General features: G+C 65.2%; 23 protein-coding genes. 8 read left to right on the forward strand and 15 right to left on the reverse strand.

Going from position 1 to position 18,402, the window contains the following annotated elements; genetic code table 11:
• Window positions 1-64 precede the first annotated feature (64 nt).
• The 4 genes from AC1M2K_RS15515 to AC1M2K_RS15530 all read left to right on the forward strand — a co-directional run bounded on the left by AC1M2K_RS15515 (window position 65) and on the right by AC1M2K_RS15530 (window position 3,400).
• Complete coding sequence (locus tag AC1M2K_RS15515; RefSeq protein ID WP_480241638.1) at window positions 65-1,009, forward strand: ATP-binding cassette domain-containing protein; 945 nt, start codon at window positions 65-67, stop codon at window positions 1,007-1,009.
• A complete protein-coding gene (locus AC1M2K_RS15520) occupies window positions 1,006-1,845 on the forward strand; it encodes an ABC transporter permease (RefSeq protein WP_480241639.1) in 840 nt (279 codons plus the stop codon). The genes AC1M2K_RS15515 and AC1M2K_RS15520 overlap by 4 nt, the downstream gene beginning before the upstream one ends.
• Window positions 1,846-1,898: 53 nt before the next feature.
• A complete protein-coding gene (locus AC1M2K_RS15525; protein ID WP_480241640.1) occupies window positions 1,899-2,726 on the forward strand; it encodes a hypothetical protein in 828 nt (275 codons plus the stop codon).
• 221 nt (window positions 2,727-2,947) lie between these two features.
• Window positions 2,948-3,400 (forward strand): GNAT family N-acetyltransferase, encoded by a 453-nt coding sequence (locus AC1M2K_RS15530; RefSeq protein ID WP_480241641.1) that lies wholly within the window; start codon window positions 2,948-2,950, stop codon window positions 3,398-3,400.
• A 25-nt stretch (window positions 3,401-3,425) separates the two neighbouring features.
• On the opposite strand, the gene AC1M2K_RS15535 is transcribed toward AC1M2K_RS15530, so the two are convergent.
• The 7 genes from AC1M2K_RS15535 to AC1M2K_RS15565 all read right to left on the reverse strand — a co-directional run bounded on the left by AC1M2K_RS15535 (window position 3,426) and on the right by AC1M2K_RS15565 (window position 7,601).
• On the reverse strand, window positions 3,426-3,908 hold the full coding sequence (locus AC1M2K_RS15535; protein ID WP_480241642.1) for a GNAT family N-acetyltransferase: 483 nt from the start codon (window positions 3,906-3,908) through the stop codon (window positions 3,426-3,428).
• A complete protein-coding gene (locus tag AC1M2K_RS15540) occupies window positions 3,905-4,549 on the reverse strand; it encodes a glyoxalase (protein ID WP_480241643.1) in 645 nt (214 codons plus the stop codon). The genes AC1M2K_RS15535 and AC1M2K_RS15540 overlap by 4 nt, the downstream gene beginning before the upstream one ends.
• 143 nt (window positions 4,550-4,692) lie before the next feature.
• Window positions 4,693-5,457: an ABC transporter permease gene (locus tag AC1M2K_RS15545; RefSeq protein ID WP_480236261.1), complete on the reverse strand. Its 765-nt coding sequence runs from the start codon at window positions 5,455-5,457 to the stop codon at window positions 4,693-4,695.
• Entirely contained in the window at window positions 5,457-6,287 is an 831-nt protein-coding gene (locus AC1M2K_RS15550) for an ABC transporter ATP-binding protein (protein ID WP_480241644.1), read from the reverse strand. The genes AC1M2K_RS15545 and AC1M2K_RS15550 overlap by 1 nt, the downstream gene beginning before the upstream one ends.
• Complete coding sequence (locus tag AC1M2K_RS15555; RefSeq protein ID WP_480241645.1) at window positions 6,284-6,664, reverse strand: DUF1048 domain-containing protein; 381 nt, start codon at window positions 6,662-6,664, stop codon at window positions 6,284-6,286. Before AC1M2K_RS15555 ends, AC1M2K_RS15550 begins: the two co-directional genes overlap by 4 nt.
• Before the next feature lie 2 nt (window positions 6,665-6,666).
• Complete coding sequence (locus AC1M2K_RS15560; protein ID WP_480236258.1) at window positions 6,667-7,017, reverse strand: PadR family transcriptional regulator; 351 nt, start codon at window positions 7,015-7,017, stop codon at window positions 6,667-6,669.
• 122 nt (window positions 7,018-7,139) lie between these two features.
• The gene (locus AC1M2K_RS15565; RefSeq protein ID WP_480241646.1) at window positions 7,140-7,601 is read right to left on the reverse strand and encodes an SRPBCC domain-containing protein; all 462 of its coding nucleotides are present in this window, start codon (window positions 7,599-7,601) and stop codon (window positions 7,140-7,142) included.
• Between the two features lie 75 nt (window positions 7,602-7,676).
• Here AC1M2K_RS15565 and AC1M2K_RS15570 point away from each other — a divergent pair, with 75 nt between their 5' ends.
• Entirely contained in the window at window positions 7,677-8,141 is a 465-nt protein-coding gene (locus AC1M2K_RS15570; RefSeq protein WP_480241647.1) for a phage tail protein, read from the forward strand.
• 1 nt (window position 8,142) lies between these two features.
• On the opposite strand, the gene AC1M2K_RS15575 is transcribed toward AC1M2K_RS15570, so the two are convergent.
• The 3 genes from AC1M2K_RS15575 to AC1M2K_RS15585 all read right to left on the reverse strand — a co-directional run bounded on the left by AC1M2K_RS15575 (window position 8,143) and on the right by AC1M2K_RS15585 (window position 10,315).
• Window positions 8,143-8,439 (reverse strand): hypothetical protein, encoded by a 297-nt coding sequence (locus AC1M2K_RS15575; RefSeq protein WP_480241648.1) that lies wholly within the window; start codon window positions 8,437-8,439, stop codon window positions 8,143-8,145.
• A gap of 108 nt (window positions 8,440-8,547) precedes the next feature.
• Window positions 8,548-9,564 (reverse strand): sensor histidine kinase, encoded by a 1,017-nt coding sequence (locus AC1M2K_RS15580; protein ID WP_480241750.1) that lies wholly within the window; start codon window positions 9,562-9,564, stop codon window positions 8,548-8,550.
• A 55-nt stretch (window positions 9,565-9,619) separates the two neighbouring features.
• The gene (locus tag AC1M2K_RS15585) at window positions 9,620-10,315 is read right to left on the reverse strand and encodes a response regulator transcription factor (protein WP_480236253.1); all 696 of its coding nucleotides are present in this window, start codon (window positions 10,313-10,315) and stop codon (window positions 9,620-9,622) included.
• Window positions 10,316-10,402: 87 nt separating this feature from the next.
• On the opposite strand from AC1M2K_RS15585, the gene AC1M2K_RS15590 reads away from it, so the two are divergent.
• Window positions 10,403-11,089 carry a M15 family metallopeptidase gene (locus AC1M2K_RS15590; RefSeq protein WP_480241649.1) on the forward strand — a complete coding sequence of 229 codons (687 nt, stop codon included), beginning with the start codon at window positions 10,403-10,405 and terminating at the stop codon, window positions 11,087-11,089.
• A 132-nt stretch (window positions 11,090-11,221) separates the two neighbouring features.
• Here AC1M2K_RS15590 and AC1M2K_RS15595 read toward each other — a convergent pair whose 3' ends face one another.
• Both AC1M2K_RS15595 and AC1M2K_RS15600 read right to left on the reverse strand, forming a co-directional pair.
• The gene (locus AC1M2K_RS15595) at window positions 11,222-11,578 is read right to left on the reverse strand and encodes a hypothetical protein (RefSeq protein WP_480241650.1); all 357 of its coding nucleotides are present in this window, start codon (window positions 11,576-11,578) and stop codon (window positions 11,222-11,224) included.
• Entirely contained in the window at window positions 11,578-12,312 is a 735-nt protein-coding gene (locus AC1M2K_RS15600) for an alpha/beta fold hydrolase (RefSeq protein WP_480241651.1), read from the reverse strand. Before AC1M2K_RS15600 ends, AC1M2K_RS15595 begins: the two co-directional genes overlap by 1 nt.
• Window positions 12,313-12,543: 231 nt before the next feature.
• On the opposite strand from AC1M2K_RS15600, the gene AC1M2K_RS15605 reads away from it, so the two are divergent.
• Window positions 12,544-12,975: an SRPBCC family protein gene (locus AC1M2K_RS15605; RefSeq protein ID WP_480241652.1), complete on the forward strand. Its 432-nt coding sequence runs from the start codon at window positions 12,544-12,546 to the stop codon at window positions 12,973-12,975.
• A gap of 55 nt (window positions 12,976-13,030) precedes the next feature.
• Here AC1M2K_RS15605 and AC1M2K_RS15610 read toward each other — a convergent pair whose 3' ends face one another.
• Window positions 13,031-13,828 (reverse strand): helix-turn-helix transcriptional regulator, encoded by a 798-nt coding sequence (locus tag AC1M2K_RS15610; protein WP_480241653.1) that lies wholly within the window; start codon window positions 13,826-13,828, stop codon window positions 13,031-13,033.
• Between the two features lie 227 nt (window positions 13,829-14,055).
• On the opposite strand from AC1M2K_RS15610, the gene AC1M2K_RS15615 reads away from it, so the two are divergent.
• Window positions 14,056-14,475 (forward strand): cyclophilin-like fold protein, encoded by a 420-nt coding sequence (locus AC1M2K_RS15615; protein ID WP_480241654.1) that lies wholly within the window; start codon window positions 14,056-14,058, stop codon window positions 14,473-14,475.
• 3 nt (window positions 14,476-14,478) lie between these two features.
• On the opposite strand, the gene AC1M2K_RS15620 is transcribed toward AC1M2K_RS15615, so the two are convergent.
• Both AC1M2K_RS15620 and AC1M2K_RS15625 read right to left on the reverse strand, forming a co-directional pair.
• Window positions 14,479-17,148, reverse strand: a complete 2,670-nt coding sequence (locus AC1M2K_RS15620; RefSeq protein ID WP_480241655.1) for a family 78 glycoside hydrolase catalytic domain — start codon at window positions 17,146-17,148, stop codon at window positions 14,479-14,481.
• Between the two features lie 43 nt (window positions 17,149-17,191).
• Window positions 17,192-18,226 (reverse strand): LacI family DNA-binding transcriptional regulator, encoded by a 1,035-nt coding sequence (locus AC1M2K_RS15625; RefSeq protein WP_480241656.1) that lies wholly within the window; start codon window positions 18,224-18,226, stop codon window positions 17,192-17,194.
• Window positions 18,227-18,402: the final 176 nt, after the last annotated feature.

An 18,402-nucleotide genomic window follows, 5' to 3' on the forward strand; every position in this document is an offset into this window, starting at 1 on the left:
GACCCCAGCGCCGAGGGAGCCTGCGACCGAGGTCGAACCGACAGAAAAGTAGGGAACGAATCACATGAACACTCCAGCAATCGATGTTCGCGGGCTTCGCAAGTCATACGGCGACAAGGTCGTGCTCGACGGCATCGACCTCGCGGTGGCCACAGGCACCGTCACCGCACTCCTCGGCCCGAACGGCGCGGGGAAGACGACGACCGTCCACATCCTCAGCACACTCGTTCGGCCCGATGGTGGAGCGGCATTCGTCAACGGATGCGACGTGGTGCGAGATCCGGATGGTGCGCGCGCGTCGATCGGTCTCACCGGCCAGTTCTCAGCGGTCGACGGTCTGCTCAGCGGCGAGGAGAACCTCCAGCTCATGGCGCGGTTGCGGCACCTCGGAGCCAAACGCTCGAAGACGCGCGTGGCCGAGCTTCTCGAGCAGTTCGACCTCACGGAAGCGGCGCGCAAACCACTCGCGACCTACTCGGGCGGGATGCGGCGGCGGCTTGACCTGGCAATGACGCTGGTCTCCACCCCGAGCGTGATCTTCCTCGACGAGCCCACAACCGGCCTGGACCCGCGCAGCCGTCACACGATGTGGGACATCGTGCGCAGCCTGGTCGCGGATGGCACGACCGTGCTGCTCACCACACAGCACCTCGAGGAGGCGGACGAGCTCGCCACCCGCATTGCTGTGCTCGACGGCGGGCGGATCGTCGCCGAGGGCACTCCGGATGAGCTCAAACGCCTCGTCCCAGGTGGACACATCAGGCTCCGGTTCGCGGATGCCGCGGCGCTCGACTCCGCGTCCCGTCTCCTGGACGACCCCACCCGCGACGATGCCGGACTCGCCCTCAGTGTTCCGAGCGACGGCGGCGTCCGAGCGCTGCGCACCGTCCTCGACCGCCTCGATGCGGCCGACGTCGAGGTCGACGACCTCAGCATCCACACTCCGGACCTGGACGACGTGTTCTTCGCCCTCACCGGCCGGGTCGACACGAAGGGAACCGAGTCATGACCACCATCACTGCCGAGCGCCCGACCGCGGGGTCGAGCACCAGCCGACGATCGTACATCGTCGCCGACGCGATCACGATGCTGCGCCGCAACCTGCTGCACATGATTCGCTACCCGGGCCTGTCGGCGTTCACCATCCTGGGTCCGGTCGTGCTCCTGCTCTTCTTCGTGTTCGTGTTCGGCGGCACGCTGGGCGCCGGATTGCCCGGCGCGGATCCGGCGGGCGGGCGGGAAGCCTACGTCGAATACATCATGCCGGGCATCCTGCTGCTGACCATCGCCGGCAGCGCCGGCGGTACGGCGACAACAGTGGCGATGGACATGACCGAGGGGATCACCGCTCGGTTCCGGACGATGGCGATCTCGCGGGCTGCTGTACTCGCCGGCCACGTGCTCGGCAATACGATCCAGGCCGTCATCGCCGTCGCTCTCGTGCTCGGGGTCGGCCTCCTGATCGGCTTCCGCACGACCGCAGGGCCGCTCGAGTGGCTTGCCGCCGCCGGGCTGCTCGTGCTCATTTCGTTCGCGATCAGCTGGATCGGTGTCGCGATGGGGATGCAGGCGAAGTCGGTCGAGACGGCCAGCAACTGGCCACTCCTGCTGACCTTCCTGCCCTTCCTCAGCAGTGGGTTCGTGCCGACCGAATCGATGCCGGAATGGATGCAGTGGTTCGCGCAGTACCAGCCGTTCACGCCGTTCATCGAAGCGATCCGCGGCCTGCTGCTCGGCACCCCGCTCGGTTGGAGCCCGATCCTCGCGATCGGCTGGTGCGTCGTGATCACCGTCGCCGGCTATGCCTGGTCGATGACGATCTACGAGCGGAAGTCGGTGCGCTGAAAGACATCACGCCGCGGCCGGCGGGTGTCTGACGCCCCTGTTACCGTGCCTGAATGGCGGAGAGGATCGAGGACTGGTGGGCACGCCGCCAGTTCTCACGCGGGAACGATGTGCCCTACCCGATCGGGACGTACCGTGAGGCGTGGGCGCCGTATCCGACGCTGATCAGGCAGTACTTCCCGGATCGGAATTCCGGGATCATGCTGAATCAGATTCCGCCTGCCGCCGACGTCTTCCTCCTCTGGACATGCAATGCCGGGCACACGTTCGTCGCCACGCCGGCCGAACAACGCTCCCGCCCCGGCCGCGAACGTCGCCGTTCGGCCTGGTGCCCGGAGTGCGCGGCGCTGGCACAACCGCGGCCCGCACGTCCCGCTGGGTCCAGCTCCTCGCCCCGCATTGCAAAGTCGCCACGAATCCTGTGTCCGAAAACACCGATGCTGCCAACAGGTGAACCGTTCGCCAGCGCATGCGCGCCCCGACCGGCATCCGCCGTCGAGGCACAGCTGAGGATGGATCTTTTCGCACGCCTCAGCGTCACACCCGGCCTGAACGCCGTCCGCGTGGCCCGGCCGTTCTTCGACCATCTCGAGGTGTGGCCAGACATCCTCCTACCCGAACTGCGGATCGCAGTCGAATACGACAGCACCGGCCGTCACGGTCTCGAACACGTGGGCAAACGGGAGGACGCAGACCGGCGGAAGGACCGGATTCTGCGTTCGGCTCACTGGGAGGTCGTGCGAATCCGCACCGGCAAACTCGAGAAGCTCGGGCCATACGATCTGCAACTGACGTCGATGAATGCGCGGGGCCTCGAGCGCCTGCTCGACACGTTCCGTGACATCCGCGGCCCCGTCATGGTCGACGCCTACCTGAGTTGAACAGGTGTGGCTCGCAGTAACGACGTCGGAACGCGCCCTCTGCGGCCACTGCTGTCACAACCCGGACGCGCGTTCGGTCATTGCTGGTGACGGGACTCGGCCGAGTCGCGAGGTAAGAGCGGGAGCACTGGGTTTCAGGCGGCCTTCCCCAAGGTTGCGCCAAGCAGACTGCGGCTGGTCCCTCCCGCCGCCGACCCGTCCCGATGAGAAGGAGGAACGACGTGAATACAGGGAATGAACCGAGAGCATTCGAGTATCCCGATGCTTCCGGTTATCCGGATGGCGCCGGCTTTCTCGACGAGGGCACCTCAGCACTCATCGACGGCGTGACGTCGAACGCCATTCGCGAGGTCGACCGGCCGTCTGCGGATGCCGAAGCCGAGATCGAGGTGCACCGGCTCGCCGACGAGCGCGTGTACTCCGCCACCATGGGCGGTCGCGAGCTGGCGAGCCTTCGGTACGACGAGGCCGATGGACGGGTCATCGTTCAAACGACAACGGTCATTCCGGAGTTCCGCGGGAGAGGCATCGCTGCCGACCTCATTGCCGACGCTCTCGATGACATCCGGGAACGTGGTTTGCGCGTCACCGTGCATTGCCGGGTGGTCGCCGCGTTCATGACCAGGAATCCGCAGTACTCGGATCTAATCGATCCGGAGCATCCCGGCGTCTGACCTGATGCGACTGTCCGTGTGCCGCCTAGGAGCGGAGCGTCTTTCGCATTTGCTGGGTCGAGACGGAGTACCCCGACGATTCATACAGCGCGACGGCCACACAATTGGTGCCGAAAACGTTCAACTCCAGGGCATGCACTCCGGCCTCGAGCGCCGCGTGCTCCACCGCCTCCAGCAAACCGCGGCCGAGCCCTTCACCCCGCCGCTCCTCGACGACTTCGATGTCGTAGAGGAAGCCCGTATCCGGAGCTCCGCGCGGGTGATCCAGGCCCACCCACGCACGCCCGACGGATTCTCCGTCCGAGTCGATCCCCCAAAGAATGAGCATTCTCGGCGTGTTCAATCCCAGGGGGAGCAGTTCCGCGTTCGAATCGCGGGCGCGCTTAACCGACCCGTCCTTCGCCCAGCGGCCGACCGCGACCTGTTCGGCCGCGAAGTCCTCGGCGAGCGCGTCCTGCCAGTGATCGAACTCACTCTGCGTCATCGGACGCACGGTCACCTCGCTCATGCACCCATGATCGCAGGAGGCTCCTCTGCGCCGCCAGCAGCGACTTCCCATGCGAATCCGTCGGGGTCGGTGAACACTCCGACGTCGGCGGCGACAGCGAGACGGTTCGATCCGGATCCGTCGACCGGGACGCCGGCATCCTTGGCGAGCGCACGACGCTTGTACAGGCCGAGGCCGATCGGACTCGAAGGTGTGGCGAAGTCGACATACGAGCCGAAACTCCTGCCGATCTCGAAGCCATGCCCGGTGTAGAACTTCTTGCTCGCCGCCACGTCCGCCGCTCCCAGCAGCAACACGATCGAATCGATCTTCCGTGATACTGCTGCGGTGTCCTTCTTCGCCGACGTGGCGACCTTCCAGATGGTGCCGTCAGGCGCCTGCACGGTGCCGCCGAAACCCCAGATGGACTTCGCTGCGGGCCTCAGCACGGTTGCTCCCGCGTCCACAGCCGCGGCGAGAAGCGCGCCCGCGTCGCCGGGTTGCGACACGATGAGCGAAAGTGTGAAGCCACGGAACCCGGAGGTCGGCGCGTCTGAGGCGCGGAGGCTCACCTGGTCTTCGAGCCCGAATGCTGCTGAATAAAACTGTTGGGCAGCTGCGGTGTCTGCGACCTCGAGGATCACTGATTCGATGCGTGTCATGATCGCCACGCTATGCGTTCGACACCCTCGGGGCTTCTTCGATCCTGCTTGATCCTGGCGACGTCTCCCAACAACGACATCGCCCGCCTCCCGTACGGGGAGCGGGCGACGCCGTTCGGAGTGGAGAGCGTAGGCACTCGGGCTCAGCTGACCTTGCGACGGTAGATCCCGATCGCGAAGGCGTACGCGACGACAAGGATCCCGACGAGCCAGGCGAGGGCGATCCAGATGTCGCTACCGACGGGTTCCTGTGCGAACAGGGCCCTGGTGGTATCCACGATGGCGGTCACAGGCTGATTCTCGGCGAACCAGGCTACCGGGGCCGGCATCGACTCGGTGGGCACGAAGGCGGAACTGATGAACGGCAGGAAGATCAGCGGGTAGCTGAACGCACTCGCGCCGTCCACAGTCTTCGCCGAGAGCCCGGCGATCACAGCGATCCAGGTCAGTGCGAGGGTGAAGAGGACCAGAATGCCGATGACCGCGAGCCAGTCGACGACGGATGCTCCGGTGCGGAACCCCATGAGCAGCGCGACGCCGACGACGAGAGCGATCGAGACGAGGTTCGCCACCAGGGAGGTGAGCACGTGCGCCCAGAGCACGCTCGACCTCGCGATCGGCATGGACTGGAAGCGTTCGAAGATGCCGCCCTGAAGGTCGAGGAACAGCCGGTATGCGGTGTACGCCACTCCAGACGCGATCGTGATGAGCAGGATGCCCGGGAGCATGTAGTTGACGTACGACTCGTCGGATCCTGTACTGATCGCCCCGCTGAACACATACACGAACAGCAGCATCAGAGCGATCGGGGTGACCGCGGTGGTGATGATCGTGTCGGGGCTGCGGAGGATGTGGCGCAGCGAGCGGCCGGTCAGGACGCTGGTATCGCCGAGGACGTTGGTGGTCATCAGAATTCCTTTCGTGCAGTGGCCCTGGTGTCGGCCGGGTCGCCGCTGGCGGTATCGGTCTCGTCGGTGTCCCCGACGAGGGCGAGGAACACGTCCTCGAGCGATGGCTGTTTCTCGACGTATTCGACCGTGGCAGGCGGGAGGAGTTGCTTGAGTTCGCTGAGCGTCCCGTTCTGGATGATCGTGCCCTTGTGCAGGATCGCGATGCGGTCGGCGAGTTGCTCGGCCTCATCGAGGTACTGCGTTGTGAGCAGCACGGTGGTCCCCTGCGCGGCGAGGCGCTTGACGGTCTCCCAGACTTCGATGCGCGCCTCGGGGTCAAGTCCCGTGGTCGGTTCGTCGAGGAAGATGATCGGCGGGTTGCCGATCAGGCTCATCGCGATGTCGAGCCGGCGGCGCATCCCGCCCGAATACGTCGATGCCTTCCGGCTGGCGGCTTCGGTGAGCGAGAAACGGGCGAGGAGGTCGTCGGCGATCGCTCCCGGGTTCTTCAAGTGACGCAGCTTCGCGATCAACACGAGGTTCTCCCGACCGCTGAGAATCTCATCGACCGCCGCGAACTGGCCGGTCAGGCTGATCGATTCGCGCACGTCGCCGGCACTCCCCGCGACGTCGAAGCCGTGGACCGAGGCGGTTCCCGCGTCGGCTTTCAGCAGGGTGGACAGGATCCGCACCAGGGTGGTCTTGCCTGCACCGTTGGAGCCGAGCAGAGCGAAGATGCTGCCCGGCTTCACGTCGAAGTCGACGCCCCGCAACACGTGTACGTCCTTGAAGGACTTCTGGATGCCCTGCACTCGGATCGCGGGTGCAGGGGCATGGGTGGTGGTCATTCTTTCGTCTCCTTTTCGGTGTCTCCGGCCGCGGTGTCGATGGCCTTCTCCAGGCGAGCGCGCTCCTTGTCGATCCATTGCGTTCCGCCGTAGGCCTGGGTGAACGCCTCGGCGAACTCGACAGGGTCGTCGCCGACGATGGCGCGGACCGGTGTTCCGTCGATGGCTGCGCGCTCCCAGAGGTCGGCGAAGTCGCTGAGCATCCTGACGAGGGTGTCACCGTCGGTGATTCCGCCGTAGTACATGAAGTACCGCTCGAACGCCTTCGCAGCCGTGCCGTACGGCTCGGGAAGAGCCGCGATGCGCGCCTTGTACTGCCTGTACTGCTTCTTCTGCTCGAGCGAGCCTGTGACGGCTTCGATCCACTTTGCGGCCATGATTACTCTCCTTCTTCCTGCGGGTTTTCAATGTTGTGGTGGAGCTGTTCGATGCGTTCTGCGAGAAAGCTCCACGTGCTCCAGAACTCTTCGAGGGACTCCCTGCCCTGTGCGTTCAACGAGTAGACCTTGCGCGGCGGCCCCTTCTCGGACGGGACTTTCGCCACGTCGACGAGGCCGCGCTGCTCGATTCTGACCAGCAACGCATAAACGGTGCCTTCCACGATTTCGGAGAAACCCTGGTCGCGAAGGCGGGCCGTGATGTCGTAGCCATATGCCGGCTGCACGGCGAGAATCGCGAGGACGATGCCCTCCAGAGTGCCCTTGAGCATCTCCGTCATCTGCTTGCCCATGAACCCGTCCAATCACTACTCGGTGTTGCTATCTACCACTAGATAGTATCACTGAATAGCGACCGTGCAAGAGGGAAATCGAAGTTTTTCGAGGGACGTTTCTGTCCGGTTCCGGGCAGCGGTCAGGCGTCGAGGTACGCTGCGAGATTCGCGAGCGAGGACGTCATGCCCTCCGCATGATCCCGCGCGCGAATTCCTGCCGGGACATCCTGAGCCACAAACTCGACCGTTGTCCCTTCGCTCCCGCGGTGGAGGCTCCACTCCATCCGCATCGTGCCCTGGAACGAGGGATCGTCCGAATCGAAGTCGACCTCCTGCACCACACGCTCTCCCGGAACGATCCGCGTGACGCGCACCTCGGACACATCCGAATCTGCCGACGTCTTGCCTGGCGCGCCAGACGCATCGTCGTAGGTGAGCACGAGTCGGTAGGAACCACCGTCACGCATGTCGAACCGCTCGAATCGGCCGTGCATGCCTTTCGGAGGCAACCACTGCACGAGAGCCTGTGGGGTGGTCAGCGCGGCGAACACCGTGTCGGTGCCGGCGTGAATCAGCAGGCTCGCTCGATCCGTTCTCCCCATGCTCCGATGGTAGCTATCGGTCACGAACACGTCGCGCGCTATCGTTGATCCCGACTCATCTGACTGGGAGGCCGCATGTCGTACGCCGTTGACTTCGAGAACGTTTCCACCGTCGGCCTGGAATCGTCTCCGGTCGCCGATGCGCTCGCCGGACTGCGCGCCAACGAGGCTCGCTACTACCGGAACAAGTACGACCACGAGTTCACGGTGCACCCTGCCTCCGAGGCTCAGGAGGTGATTGAGCGGGTGAGCCGCATCCTCAGGGACGAGCGAGACATTGTCATCGGTTCCCGACCCCTCGAAGCAACCGAGTTCGAGGTCGATGGGCTGCGGATGAGCTACGTCTTCTACGAGTCAGGGTTGTCGATCAACGTCATGTACAGCGTCGAAGAGGGCGGAAAGCGAGCGGTCGGATTCAAACTGGCCGACGGCATGGAGATACCGGAGGAGTTGGCGACGCGTTTCAAGTTCGCCCGCCAGAAGTCGAAGCTCGCAGGCGTCATCCGTGGCTCCTTCTTCGTGATCAAGGGCGAGTACTGAGCTAGCCTCCGCTCGGCGCTCTCCCCCGCGCGGCCTCGGTGTCGCGCATCTTCACGACCGATACCCCGACGCCATACGTGACGAAGTCGCCGGTCGGCCGGACACCGATGCCGAGCAGCGTGCCACGAGACCCGTCTTCACTCAGCTCCAGCCCTTTCGTGAGGGCATCCCGCACCGTGGCCGGCATCCGAGCCGCCGGAAGGACCTCGGCGACACCGCAGAACGTGATCGTCCCGACCACCATGAAGTTCTGCTTCTCGATCACCCGCCAGACATCGTCGGTCGTCAGTTCCGCCATGATTCCTCCCCGCTCGCGATCGCCCCAAAATACTGCGCATCACATCCTGACGACACCCCCGCCGGTCCCCCACCCGCGTCATCGTGCCTCTGGCCACGAGTGCAACGCTCATGGAGCCGCGGGGAGTTGCACCGTGACGCGAAGCCCGCCGTCCGGGCGAGGGGTGAGAGTGAGGGCGCCGTCGTGAGCCTGAACGATGCTCTTGACGATCGCGAGACCGAGGCCGACACCCGCATGATGACCGCGGATGCGTTCGCTGCCGCGCTGGAACGGCTCGGTGAGCGTCGACACCAGCTGTGGGCTGAGCGTGACGCCGGTGTTCTCGACCGTGAGCACGACGAACTCCGCGACGGTGGCGGTGTCGACCTGCACCGTGCCGTGGTCGGGCAGGTTGTGCACGATGGCATTGTGCAGGAGGTTGGTCGTCATCTGCAGCAGGAGCGCGTGGGAGCCGATGGTGGGGGTGATATCCCCTGCGGCCTCGATGGCGACACCGTGCCTCTCGGCGAGAGGAAGGAGGGTCTCGCCGGCCTGTTCGGCCAGGAGGGACAGGTCGACCTGCCCCCGGACGAATGATCGCTGGTCGGCGCGGCTGAGCAGGAGCAAGGCCTCGGTGAGGTCGATCGCGCGGGAGTTGACCGCGTGAAGGCGTTCGACGAGTTCGTCGCAGTCCCGGTCGGGATCGTTGCGGGCGACATCGAGGAGGGTCTGCGTAATCGCGAGGGGTGTTCGAAGCTCGTGGGATGCGTTCGCGGCGAATCTCTGCTGTTCGGCGACATGTGCTTCGAGCCGTTCGAGCATCGCGTCGAAGCTGTCGGCGAGCTCGCGGAACTCGTCGTCACGGCCTTCCATCGCAATGCGGTGCGAGAGCGAACCAGTCGCTGCCACCCGGGTGGCGTTCGTGATGCGGGTCAGTGGAGCGAGCATCCGTCCGGCGAGGATCCACCCTCCCAGCAGGCCGAAAGCAAGTAGGAACACCAGCGCCCACGCGATCGGCGGGGCGAAGGCGCGCACGAGATCGTCGCGGCCGGGCACGAACCCGCCGGGGCCGCTGACCGCATCACTGGGCACGTAACGCAGGAGAAACAGCCACACGACCGCGAGCAGCAATACGGCTGCCAGCATGAGGAACCCGGCGTAGCTGAGGGTGAGTTTGAGTCGGACGCTGGGCCCTGACGGCCTAACCACGGTCGCCTCCCCGATGTCCGACGTCCGGACCGGTGTCGATGCGGTAGCCGACGCCGGGAACCGTGGCGATGACCCAGGGCTCGCCCAGCCGTTTGCGCAGTGCCGAAACGGTGATGCGCACGGCGTTCGTGAACGGGTCGGCGTTCTCATCCCACGCCCGCTCCAAAAGTTCTTCGGCGCTGATCACGCCACCCTCGGCGGCGACGAGAACGTCGAGCACGGCGAACTGCTTCCTGGTCAGCGCGACGTACCGGCCATCCCGGTAGACCTCACGTCGGAACGGGTCCAGACGCAGACCGGCGATTTCCCGCACGGGGGGCCGGTTGTGTGTGCGCCGGCGATCGAGCGCTCGCAGCCTGAGAACGAGCTCACGAAGCTCAAACGGTTTGGTGAGATAGTCGTCGGCTCCGAGCTCGAACCCGGAGGCCTTGTCGTCCAGCCGGTCGGCTGCGGTCAGCATCAGAATGGGCATCCCGCTTCCGGAATCAATGATGCTCCGGGCGATCTCGTCACCGGAGGGACCGGGAATGTCGCGGTCGAGAACGGCGATGTCGTACGAGTTGATGCTCAACAATTCCAGAGCGGAGTCGCCGTCCCCTGCGATGTCGGCAGCGATTGCTTCCAGGCGCAAGCCATCGCGGATGGCCTCAGCCATGTAGGGCTCATCCTCGACGACCAAGACTCGCATGGTCTCGATCCTACGAGCCGGCACATATCGTCGGCATATCGAAAACTGCGTACGCGCTGGCAACACGGGACTGCGTTGACTGGCGGCATGACAAACACGGCAGCTCGAACGACGACCCGCAGCATTCTCCGCATTCTCGCCATCGTCCTGGCCGTCATCGCCGCGACGATGACCGGAACACTGATCTACCAGTCGACGTCATCGTCGGCCGCCGCGCCTGGCGGCATCCTCGGCGGCGACGAGCGGGCGACGGTTGTCGAGCCCGACGGTGTGATCGACGAGGCGGACGGCACTCTCCCGGGCGGCGTGACCGTGTTCGATGACCGGTTCCCCGCTGTCGCCAACCTCGACTCCGATCTGCTCCATGCCGTGCGACAGGCGGCCGCGGTTGCCGGACGAGATGCAGGCATCGAGTTCTACATCAACAGCGGGTGGCGTTCCGGCGAGTATCAGGACCAGCTTCTTCGCGACGCCGTCTCCGAGTACGGCTCGGAAGAAGAAGCTGCCCGCTGGGTCGCGACAGCGGAAACATCCGCCCACGTGTCAGGGACCGCGATCGACATCGGAGAGTTCGATGCCACGCTGTGGCTGTCCGAGCACGGCGCCGCTTACGGTCTGTGTCAGATCTACGGCAATGAACCATGGCACTACGAGCTCCGTCCCGAGGCGATCAGCGGTGGTTGTCCTCGCCTGTACGCCGATCCGACCGAGGACCCGAGGATGCAGCTGCATCCTGAAAACCGCCCCCTCGCGCGGTCGCACCAATCGGAATAGCCTGACGCGCATGGCACAGGCAGCTTCAGCGGCTTCGTGCGCAACCCGGTTCCCGGGTGGTGGCCGCGAATCACGCCGTGGCGGGCGTGACGCGCGACACCCGAGCAGACGCGATCCGCACGAAGCGGAGGCCTATTTCGCGGCGCTGATGATCCGTGCGACGCCCCAACCGAGAGCGGACACAAGAGGGACACTCACGATGATCATGGCGACCGGGTTCGGCCGGAACGTCAACCCGTTCGGGCCGCCCACGTATGCGCCGATCGGCAAGACGTAACCCCCACCTCCACCGCCGCTCCCTTCGCCCTGGCCTTCGGGGGCCCCACCGCGCTCGGGCCAGGTGCCTGAGCCTTCGCCACCGCCGAAACCGAACACGACCAGGGCGGCCGGGATGACCTCCTGCCCGCCCACCGTGACGCTCTCGCCGAACGCCATCCTTGCGCCCCAGGACGGCAGCGACGCCGTCATCTTCTCGACGATGGTCGACATCAGCTGATCCCTTCCACAGCTGCCAGGATCGCGGCGATCGTCACCTCTGGACGCGACACCATCGACACATGGGATGCGTCGACCTCGGTGATGGTCGCGTTCGCTCGCTCAGCCATCTTCCGTTGCGTGGCGATCGGGATGACGAGATCGTCGGTGCCCAGCACCGCCCAGCTCGGAATCGACTTCCACGCCGGGGCGGCTGAGGGTGTGACGTTGGCGACGAAGGATGCCGGTCGCTGAGTCGCCACGATGACCCACCGATCCGCTTCAGGCAGGTCTTGGGCGAAGGCGGTGTGCACCGTCTCCGGCTTCAGGAAGGCCTCGGCGGCGCCCTCAGGGGCGCCGGGATAGCCCGCCACATCGAGCACGGTCGTCGGATCGGCCACGGCAAGTGCCGAACCAGAACCTTCGAGAATACTTACGACGGTTTCACCCTCGTCAGGGATGAACGCGTCGACGTAGACGAGCGCCTTGACGTCGCCTCCGTTCGCGCCTGCGTTGGTGATGACCGCACCGCCGTACGAGTGCCCGACAAGCACGACGGGACCTGTCGTCCGCTGTGCCAGGAAGGACGAGATGTACGCGGCATCGCTCGTCAGCCCGCGAAGCTCGTTCGGCGGTGCGAGAACCGTGTAACCCTGGGCTTGAAGGGGAACGACGACGGCGTTCCAGCTGGATGCGTCCGCCCACGCGCCGTGGACGAGGACGATGGTCGGCTTGTTGCTTTCAGGCATTCGACTTCCATTCAATTGCGTCGCCGTTGGCGACTCGATGTGGTGGGGCCGCGTCCTGTGCTGTGCCAGACGCTGACGACAATATAGAGTGCCGCGGCGCGGGCCGGTAGGGGTCAGACGGCGACGCCGTATTCCAACGCAGACCAGGGCAGTCGCAGTCGTTCGCGGCCGCTTGTGCGGCGACCTGCCCGGGGTTACCGTGAGCTCGACCGATCCGACAAGGAGGACACAATGGCCGGGTTCACCACGAGTGAATGGATTTCTCGTCCACCGCAGGATGTCTTCGACTTCATCACGACACCCGACAACGCGCCGAAGGTCGTTCCATCCGTGAAGAGCATGGTCGCGATCACCGAGGGACCCACCCGGGTGGGTTCGCGCTATCGCGAGACCCGCCTGATGAGGGGCAGGGAAGAGCAGGCCGAACTCGAGGTCGTCGTGTACGAACCGAATCAGACGTATGCCGTGAAGAATCTGACCGAGGGAATCGAGACCGTTTACCGTTATGCGTTCCGCCCAGAGGCGACCGGTACGCGCGCTGACCTGGTCTGTGAGGTCACGGCGAGCGGTGCAAAGAAGCTACTTCTTCCACTGGTCGTTGCCGAGCTGAAGAAAGAAGACGGGGATCACCTGCAGCGCCTGAAGAAGGTGCTCGAACGGTGACGGCCGGAGTCGCCCCAACCCCCACGGGTTCGACTACCCGGTCGCGAGTCGATTGTCACTGCGAGGCGCGAGACCGTGGTTCCGCAGGCGCGCTCTGAGGCGCCACGAAGGTGCCGAGTAGCTTGAGCCCTTCATAGTCTCGGGATCCAGGCTCGGCAGTCAGCACGGTGAGTTGCGCCGGTGGGTCTCCGACCAGATCCAGGCCGTCGTAATGCAGAGTGAGGTCGCCGACGAACGGATGATGGAAGCGTTTCGTTCCGGTCTCGTGGTGCCACACGTCGTGACGACTCCACAGGTGACGAAAGTGGTCGCTGCGGGTCGAGAGTTCGCCGACCAGGTCATGCAATTCCTTGCTGTGCGGATCGCGGCCTGCTTCGGTGCGAAGTTGCGCCACGTTCGTGCCCGCTGCAATGTCCCAATCCGGGAAGAATCGTCGTGCGACCGGTTCGAGGAAGATGAACCGCGCAAAGTTCGGCGGAGACGTCGTCGACGAGGAGATCATCTCCTCCATGAGCGCGCCGCCGAGCGGGTTCCACGCCAGGAGGTCAGTCCTGCCGTTTCCGATCAGCGCGGCAGTTGATTCCATGGAATCGAGAAACCACTGGATACTCGGCGACGGACGCCATGCCTTCGGCGCTTTCGCCTTGCCTCGGCTGGGCAACGCAAAACCGCCCGACTGGCGTGCCAGCCGGTACAGGTGCTCGCGTTCGGCGGCATCCATGAGCAACGCGCTCGCGAGACCGTCCAGGACTGCGTCGGACGCTCCCCCAATCGCACCACGCTCAAGTCGCGCGTAGTACTCGACACTGACACCGGCCAACGCGGCGGCCTCGCCCCGACGAAGCCCGGGCACTCGTCGGTCGCTCCCTCTCAGAAGACCGACCTGCTCTGGTTCAATCCTGGCTCGCCGCGTCATCAGAAAGTCGCGAACCTCCGCGTGGTGTTCCATGCCTGAAGTTTAGGTCGGTGGCGATCGGGAGTGGGATGCCCTGCCAGGGCGCGTCAGAGCCGGGACTCCCGCATAGCGCCGTCGCGCAGTTTGCTGATGTCATGCGCCTCCGATTCATACTCACGCCACTCGTGGTGCTCTTCCTGGCGATCGCCGCGGCGACAGCAGGTCCCGCAGACACCCCTGTTCATCCGCAGATCAAACTGAACGATTCAACCCAGGCCGCGCAGCTCGCACAGCGAGTTCCACATTCACTCGTCTTCAACGACGTCATGGGCACAGCCCAGGTTGCCCGTCTTGCCGAGCCACTGGGGCCCTCCGACGGCGACCCCATCACCCACTACCGCGCCGGCGACGTCGCCTATTGGACGGCCGAAGAGAGCATTATCGTCTTCCTCACCGATGGCGCGGCCGTTCCCCATGACGGCTTTTCTCTCATCGGGCACATCTCGGACGACCTGGATCATCTGGCCGGCTGCAATCGGGACTGTCCCGCACTGCTCGATGTTTCCCTGGTGCCGTTGGCGGAGAACGAACCGTCTGAGAGATGAGCGTCAGGAGGTCGCCGCCAGAAGGGCCTGCGGGTCAGCGACGCGCACCGCAGAGACGACGATGCGATGCTCTCCAGGGCCGACGGGTTCACCGGTATAGGCGCCACCGTCAACCTCGATCGACGACTCTTCCGTGGCCGGAAGGTCAAGTACCGCTTCGGCGCCGTACGGCACCACCAGGTCCATGTGCAGGTTGTTCCCCGAGAGACGCCAGTCGACGGATGCGTCGCCCAGTCGGGTCTCAACGGTTGCGCGTGCCCAGGTGATGGCCGTTGAGGGTCGCGGTGCCACGACGATCCGCCGGTAACCCGGCCGCTCGAGAGTCGGGGCAATACCGGCGACGTAGCGGTAGATCCAATCGATGACAGCTCCGTAGGCGTAATGGTTGAACGAGAGCATTCCAGAGCTGTCGTCCGTGGCCATCTCCCCTGTGTGGATGCTTCCGTCGGGCGCCAGCGCGTCCCATCGTTCCCACACGGTCGTCGCGCCCATCTCCACCTGGTACAGCCACGACGGTGCTTCCAGTCGGAGGAGCATGAGGAACGCCTCGTCGGTGTGGCCGCTGTTCACCAGGGCGAAGAGCACGAGCGGGGTGCCGAGGAATCCGGTGGCGATGCGTCCGCGCTCATCGCGGACATTCCGCGCGAGCTCCTCGCCGATGCGCGCGCGTTCCTCGTCGGGTGAGATCCCGAACTCCAGCGCGATCGCCGCACCGGTTTGGGTGCTAACCGCTTCAGCGCCCCAGCGCTCCCAGGTGTCCTGCGTCACGCGGTCGGCGAGATGATCGGCGGCCTTGGCGCGGTCGGCGTCGCCGACGAGCCGCTCGGCGTTCGCCAGCAGCCGGGCGCTGTGCGCGAAGAATGCGTTCGCCACGTAGTCAGACGAGACCTTCGCCTTCCACGGCTGATCGCCCGGTGCATCAGGGTCGAGCCAGTCACCGAACTGGAATTCGGTGGGAAGCAGACCACCGTCGGCCCGGCGTTCCAGGCTCGCCACCCAGCGGCGCATGCTGCTCAGCTGCCGAACGAGAACCTCATCGCTGCCATAGGACTCGTAGATCGCCCACGGCACGATGGTGGCGGCATCCCCCCACCCGGCGCGTCCCATCGTCGTCCATTCGCCATCCTTCGGCTCCTCTGGGTCGACGAGAATGTTGGGTACGACGGCCGCGACGGAGCCGTCAGCGTCCTGATCGAGTTCGAGGTCTCGCAACCACGACACCCAGAACTGCTCGACATCGAACAGTGTGCTGGCGGTGGGTGCAAATGCCTGGGCATCGCCGGTCCAGCCGAGTCGTTCGTCTCGTTGCGGGCAGTCCGTGGGCAGCGAGACGAAGTTGTCGCGCTGAGACCAGGCGACGTTCGAGTGCAATTGCTCGAGCATCGGGTCGGAACACGCGAACTCGGAACGGGGCCGGTCCGCGCTGGAGATGGCGACGGCCGTGGCCGATACGACTTCGGCACCCGTGATTTCGGCGTACTGGAAACCGTGGAAAGTGAAGGTCGGCTCGAGCGTCGTCTCACCGTCGTGGGCGAGCACGTAGCCGTCGGTCGCCCGCGCTGTGCGCAGTGACTTGGTGTGGATGGAGCCGTCGGGCTCCAGCACCTCGGCGTGACGGACTTCCACCCGGTCGCCGGCCGAGCCGCGAACCACGAGCCGCAGCCATCCGGCGATGTTCTGGCCGCTGTCAAGGAAACTGTGGCCTTCACGCTGCTCGACGGCGACGTCCCACTCCCGGATCGTCCGCACACCGCCGGTGATCCTGGGCTCCACGGTTGCAGTGTCGACATCGATCGGGAGGGCCTGAACCCACGCGGAATCGTCGAAGTCCGCGGCATCCCACCCCTCGGGCTCAGCCCCGAGATCGATCTCCACTCCGTCGTAAAGGCCGGCGGATCGGATGCCCCCTGTGGAGGTCGTCCACTCGGGGGACGTGGCCACGCGCACCGTCGTGCCATCGGCACACTCGACGTCGAGCTGGACGAAAGCGGCCGTCTGTGTCCCGTATTGCTCGGTTCCGTTCTCCCAGCCGAGACGGCCCCGGTACCAGCCGTCGCCAAGCAACGCACCGAGTGCGTTCTCACCGACGTGGAGCAGCCCGGTGACGTCCCAGGTTCCGAGAACGACACGATCCTTGTACGCCGTCCAGCCGGGGGTGAGGTGTTCATCCGTTGCGCGTTCGCCATTGATCCGCAGCTCACCGACACCCCAGAACGTGGCGTGCAGGCGAGCCCGTACCGGCGTCGCAGGAACGGTGAACGTCGTGCGCAGCAGCATCACCGGGCCGTCGACCGACTCAGTGCCACCGATCGGTCGCGCCGTCAGTGCGCCCGGGTCGACGGCAGCCTCCACAGTGAGCGGATCGCTCCACGCCGACCATCCGGCAGCCGTTGCGATGCGAACCTCATAGATCCGCACCTGCCCCGCCTGCAAGGAAGGCCCTGGCACGACGACGCCGATCGAGGTGTCCGCGACGGTCGGTTCCGCCGTGCCGCTCGTCGCTCCGTGCCAGCGCACCTGATAGCCGATCTGGGGGGATGCCGCGTTCGCTCGCCAGGTGAGGCGCAGATCAGTCAGCGGGACGCCGATCAGATCCTCGGGATACTGCGTTCGCAGCGCAACGATGCGAGCGCTGGGATCGACGGCCGTTGGGGCAGGCAGAAGCTGGGACATTGTCAACCTTCCTTGGGTGAGTGCCCGGTGTGAGTGGTTCGGGTCAGGGTGTGTCTCTGGTCGGTACTGGTCGCGATGATTTTCGGATCTTGAGCGCGGGCTCGACCATGAAGTTGGTGGGCTCAGAGCGTCCGCCGATGCGCTCGAGAAGCAGGCGGATGGCTTGCTCACCCATGGCTTCGCCGGACTGGTTGATGCTCGTGAGCGAGACGGCGGGGTGGCCGGCGATGTCGATGTCGTCGTAGCCCACGACGGAAACCTCTGCTGCGGTGGGGCCGAACTCATCGATCGCCCGCAGAGATCCGAGGGCGAGTTCGTCGTTCCCGGCGAAGATCGCCGTGGGAATCTCCTGGTCGAGCAGCGCAAGAGTGTCGAGCCGCGCGGACTCTTCGGTGAGGCCCGTGCGCACGACACGTGTGTGCTCGCCGAAGCCGGCAGCGTGCATCCGGGCGACGTATTGCTCCAGCCGAACCGCGTGGGGATTGCCTGAGCCCGGTCGGGTGACCTCTTCGCTTCGGGTGAGGTGGACGATCCGGTGATGGCCCAGCTGGAAAAGATGTTCCATGACGAGGCGGGTTCCCTCGACATCGTCACCGATGACCGTGTCGTACGAGACCGCGTGGTCGTGGCGGCCGAGCATGACCACGGGAACCTTCGTCGCGAGCCGTTCGAGCCATTCGGACGTCACAAGAGGCGAAATCGCGACGATGCCGTCGACCTGCCGGTCGGACAGGGCACTCAGCGCGCGCACTCCTTCGTCACCGTCATCCCCTGTGGCCGGAGCGATGATGAGCTGGTACTGGGTGTGCTGCAACGCGGCAGTCGCCCCGGCGATGATCTTCGAGAAGAACGGGTTTCCGATGTTCGGCAGCTCGATCCCGAGCGTGAAACTCACGCCGCGCATCGCCCGGGCCGCGACGCTCGGGCGATAGTCGAGCGTCTGGATCGCCGCGTTCACTCGCTCGCGCATCGCGGGGCTCACGCCATACGCGTTCCGGATGACTTTGGACACCGCTGCGCGCGAGACCCCAGCCACTCGCGCGACATCCTCGATGGTCGCTCCCCGCAATCCTGGCATGCCTCCCCCTTTCGACTGGCTGCCACGATACACGCTCGACGGCGAAAAGATAGACCGATCTACAACTGGATTCCCGGGCGTTGTAAAATCGTTTCAATAAATTGTTGTAGATCGGTTGACATAAATTCGGCGCCACTTGTAACGTGGGCCACCACAGCACCGAGATCGTTCGGAGC

The sequence above is a fragment of the Mycetocola sp. Y171 genome, from assembly GCF_056713165.1.

What these genes read in the sequence shown, in the direction of transcription:
- AC1M2K_RS15515 (WP_480241638.1), top strand. Translation starts at nt 65, where the DNA reads ATGAACACTCCAGCAATCGATGTTCGCGGGCTTCGCAAGTCATACGGC.
- AC1M2K_RS15520 (WP_480241639.1), top strand. Translation starts at nt 1,006, where the DNA reads ATGACCACCATCACTGCCGAGCGCCCGACCGCGGGGTCGAGCACCAGC.
- AC1M2K_RS15525 (WP_480241640.1), top strand. Translation starts at nt 1,899, where the DNA reads ATGGCGGAGAGGATCGAGGACTGGTGGGCACGCCGCCAGTTCTCACGC.
- AC1M2K_RS15535 (WP_480241642.1), bottom strand. Translation starts at nt 3,908, where the DNA reads ATGAGCGAGGTGACCGTGCGTCCGATGACGCAGAGTGAGTTCGATCAC.
- AC1M2K_RS15540 (WP_480241643.1), bottom strand. Translation starts at nt 4,549, where the DNA reads ATGACACGCATCGAATCAGTGATCCTCGAGGTCGCAGACACCGCAGCT.
- AC1M2K_RS15545 (WP_480236261.1), bottom strand. Translation starts at nt 5,457, where the DNA reads ATGACCACCAACGTCCTCGGCGATACCAGCGTCCTGACCGGCCGCTCG.
- AC1M2K_RS15550 (WP_480241644.1), bottom strand. Translation starts at nt 6,287, where the DNA reads ATGACCACCACCCATGCCCCTGCACCCGCGATCCGAGTGCAGGGCATC.
- AC1M2K_RS15555 (WP_480241645.1), bottom strand. Translation starts at nt 6,664, where the DNA reads ATGGCCGCAAAGTGGATCGAAGCCGTCACAGGCTCGCTCGAGCAGAAG.
- AC1M2K_RS15560 (WP_480236258.1), bottom strand. Translation starts at nt 7,017, where the DNA reads ATGGGCAAGCAGATGACGGAGATGCTCAAGGGCACTCTGGAGGGCATC.
- AC1M2K_RS15565 (WP_480241646.1), bottom strand. Translation starts at nt 7,601, where the DNA reads ATGGGGAGAACGGATCGAGCGAGCCTGCTGATTCACGCCGGCACCGAC.
- AC1M2K_RS15570 (WP_480241647.1), top strand. Translation starts at nt 7,677, where the DNA reads ATGTCGTACGCCGTTGACTTCGAGAACGTTTCCACCGTCGGCCTGGAA.
- AC1M2K_RS15575 (WP_480241648.1), bottom strand. Translation starts at nt 8,439, where the DNA reads ATGGCGGAACTGACGACCGACGATGTCTGGCGGGTGATCGAGAAGCAG.
- AC1M2K_RS15580 (WP_480241750.1), bottom strand. Translation starts at nt 9,564, where the DNA reads ATGCTGGCAGCCGTATTGCTGCTCGCGGTCGTGTGGCTGTTTCTCCTG.
- AC1M2K_RS15585 (WP_480236253.1), bottom strand. Translation starts at nt 10,315, where the DNA reads ATGCGAGTCTTGGTCGTCGAGGATGAGCCCTACATGGCTGAGGCCATC.
- AC1M2K_RS15590 (WP_480241649.1), top strand. Translation starts at nt 10,403, where the DNA reads ATGACAAACACGGCAGCTCGAACGACGACCCGCAGCATTCTCCGCATT.
- AC1M2K_RS15595 (WP_480241650.1), bottom strand. Translation starts at nt 11,578, where the DNA reads ATGTCGACCATCGTCGAGAAGATGACGGCGTCGCTGCCGTCCTGGGGC.
- AC1M2K_RS15600 (WP_480241651.1), bottom strand. Translation starts at nt 12,312, where the DNA reads ATGCCTGAAAGCAACAAGCCGACCATCGTCCTCGTCCACGGCGCGTGG.
- AC1M2K_RS15605 (WP_480241652.1), top strand. Translation starts at nt 12,544, where the DNA reads ATGGCCGGGTTCACCACGAGTGAATGGATTTCTCGTCCACCGCAGGAT.
- AC1M2K_RS15620 (WP_480241655.1), bottom strand. Translation starts at nt 17,148, where the DNA reads ATGTCCCAGCTTCTGCCTGCCCCAACGGCCGTCGATCCCAGCGCTCGC.
- AC1M2K_RS15625 (WP_480241656.1), bottom strand. Translation starts at nt 18,226, where the DNA reads ATGCCAGGATTGCGGGGAGCGACCATCGAGGATGTCGCGCGAGTGGCT.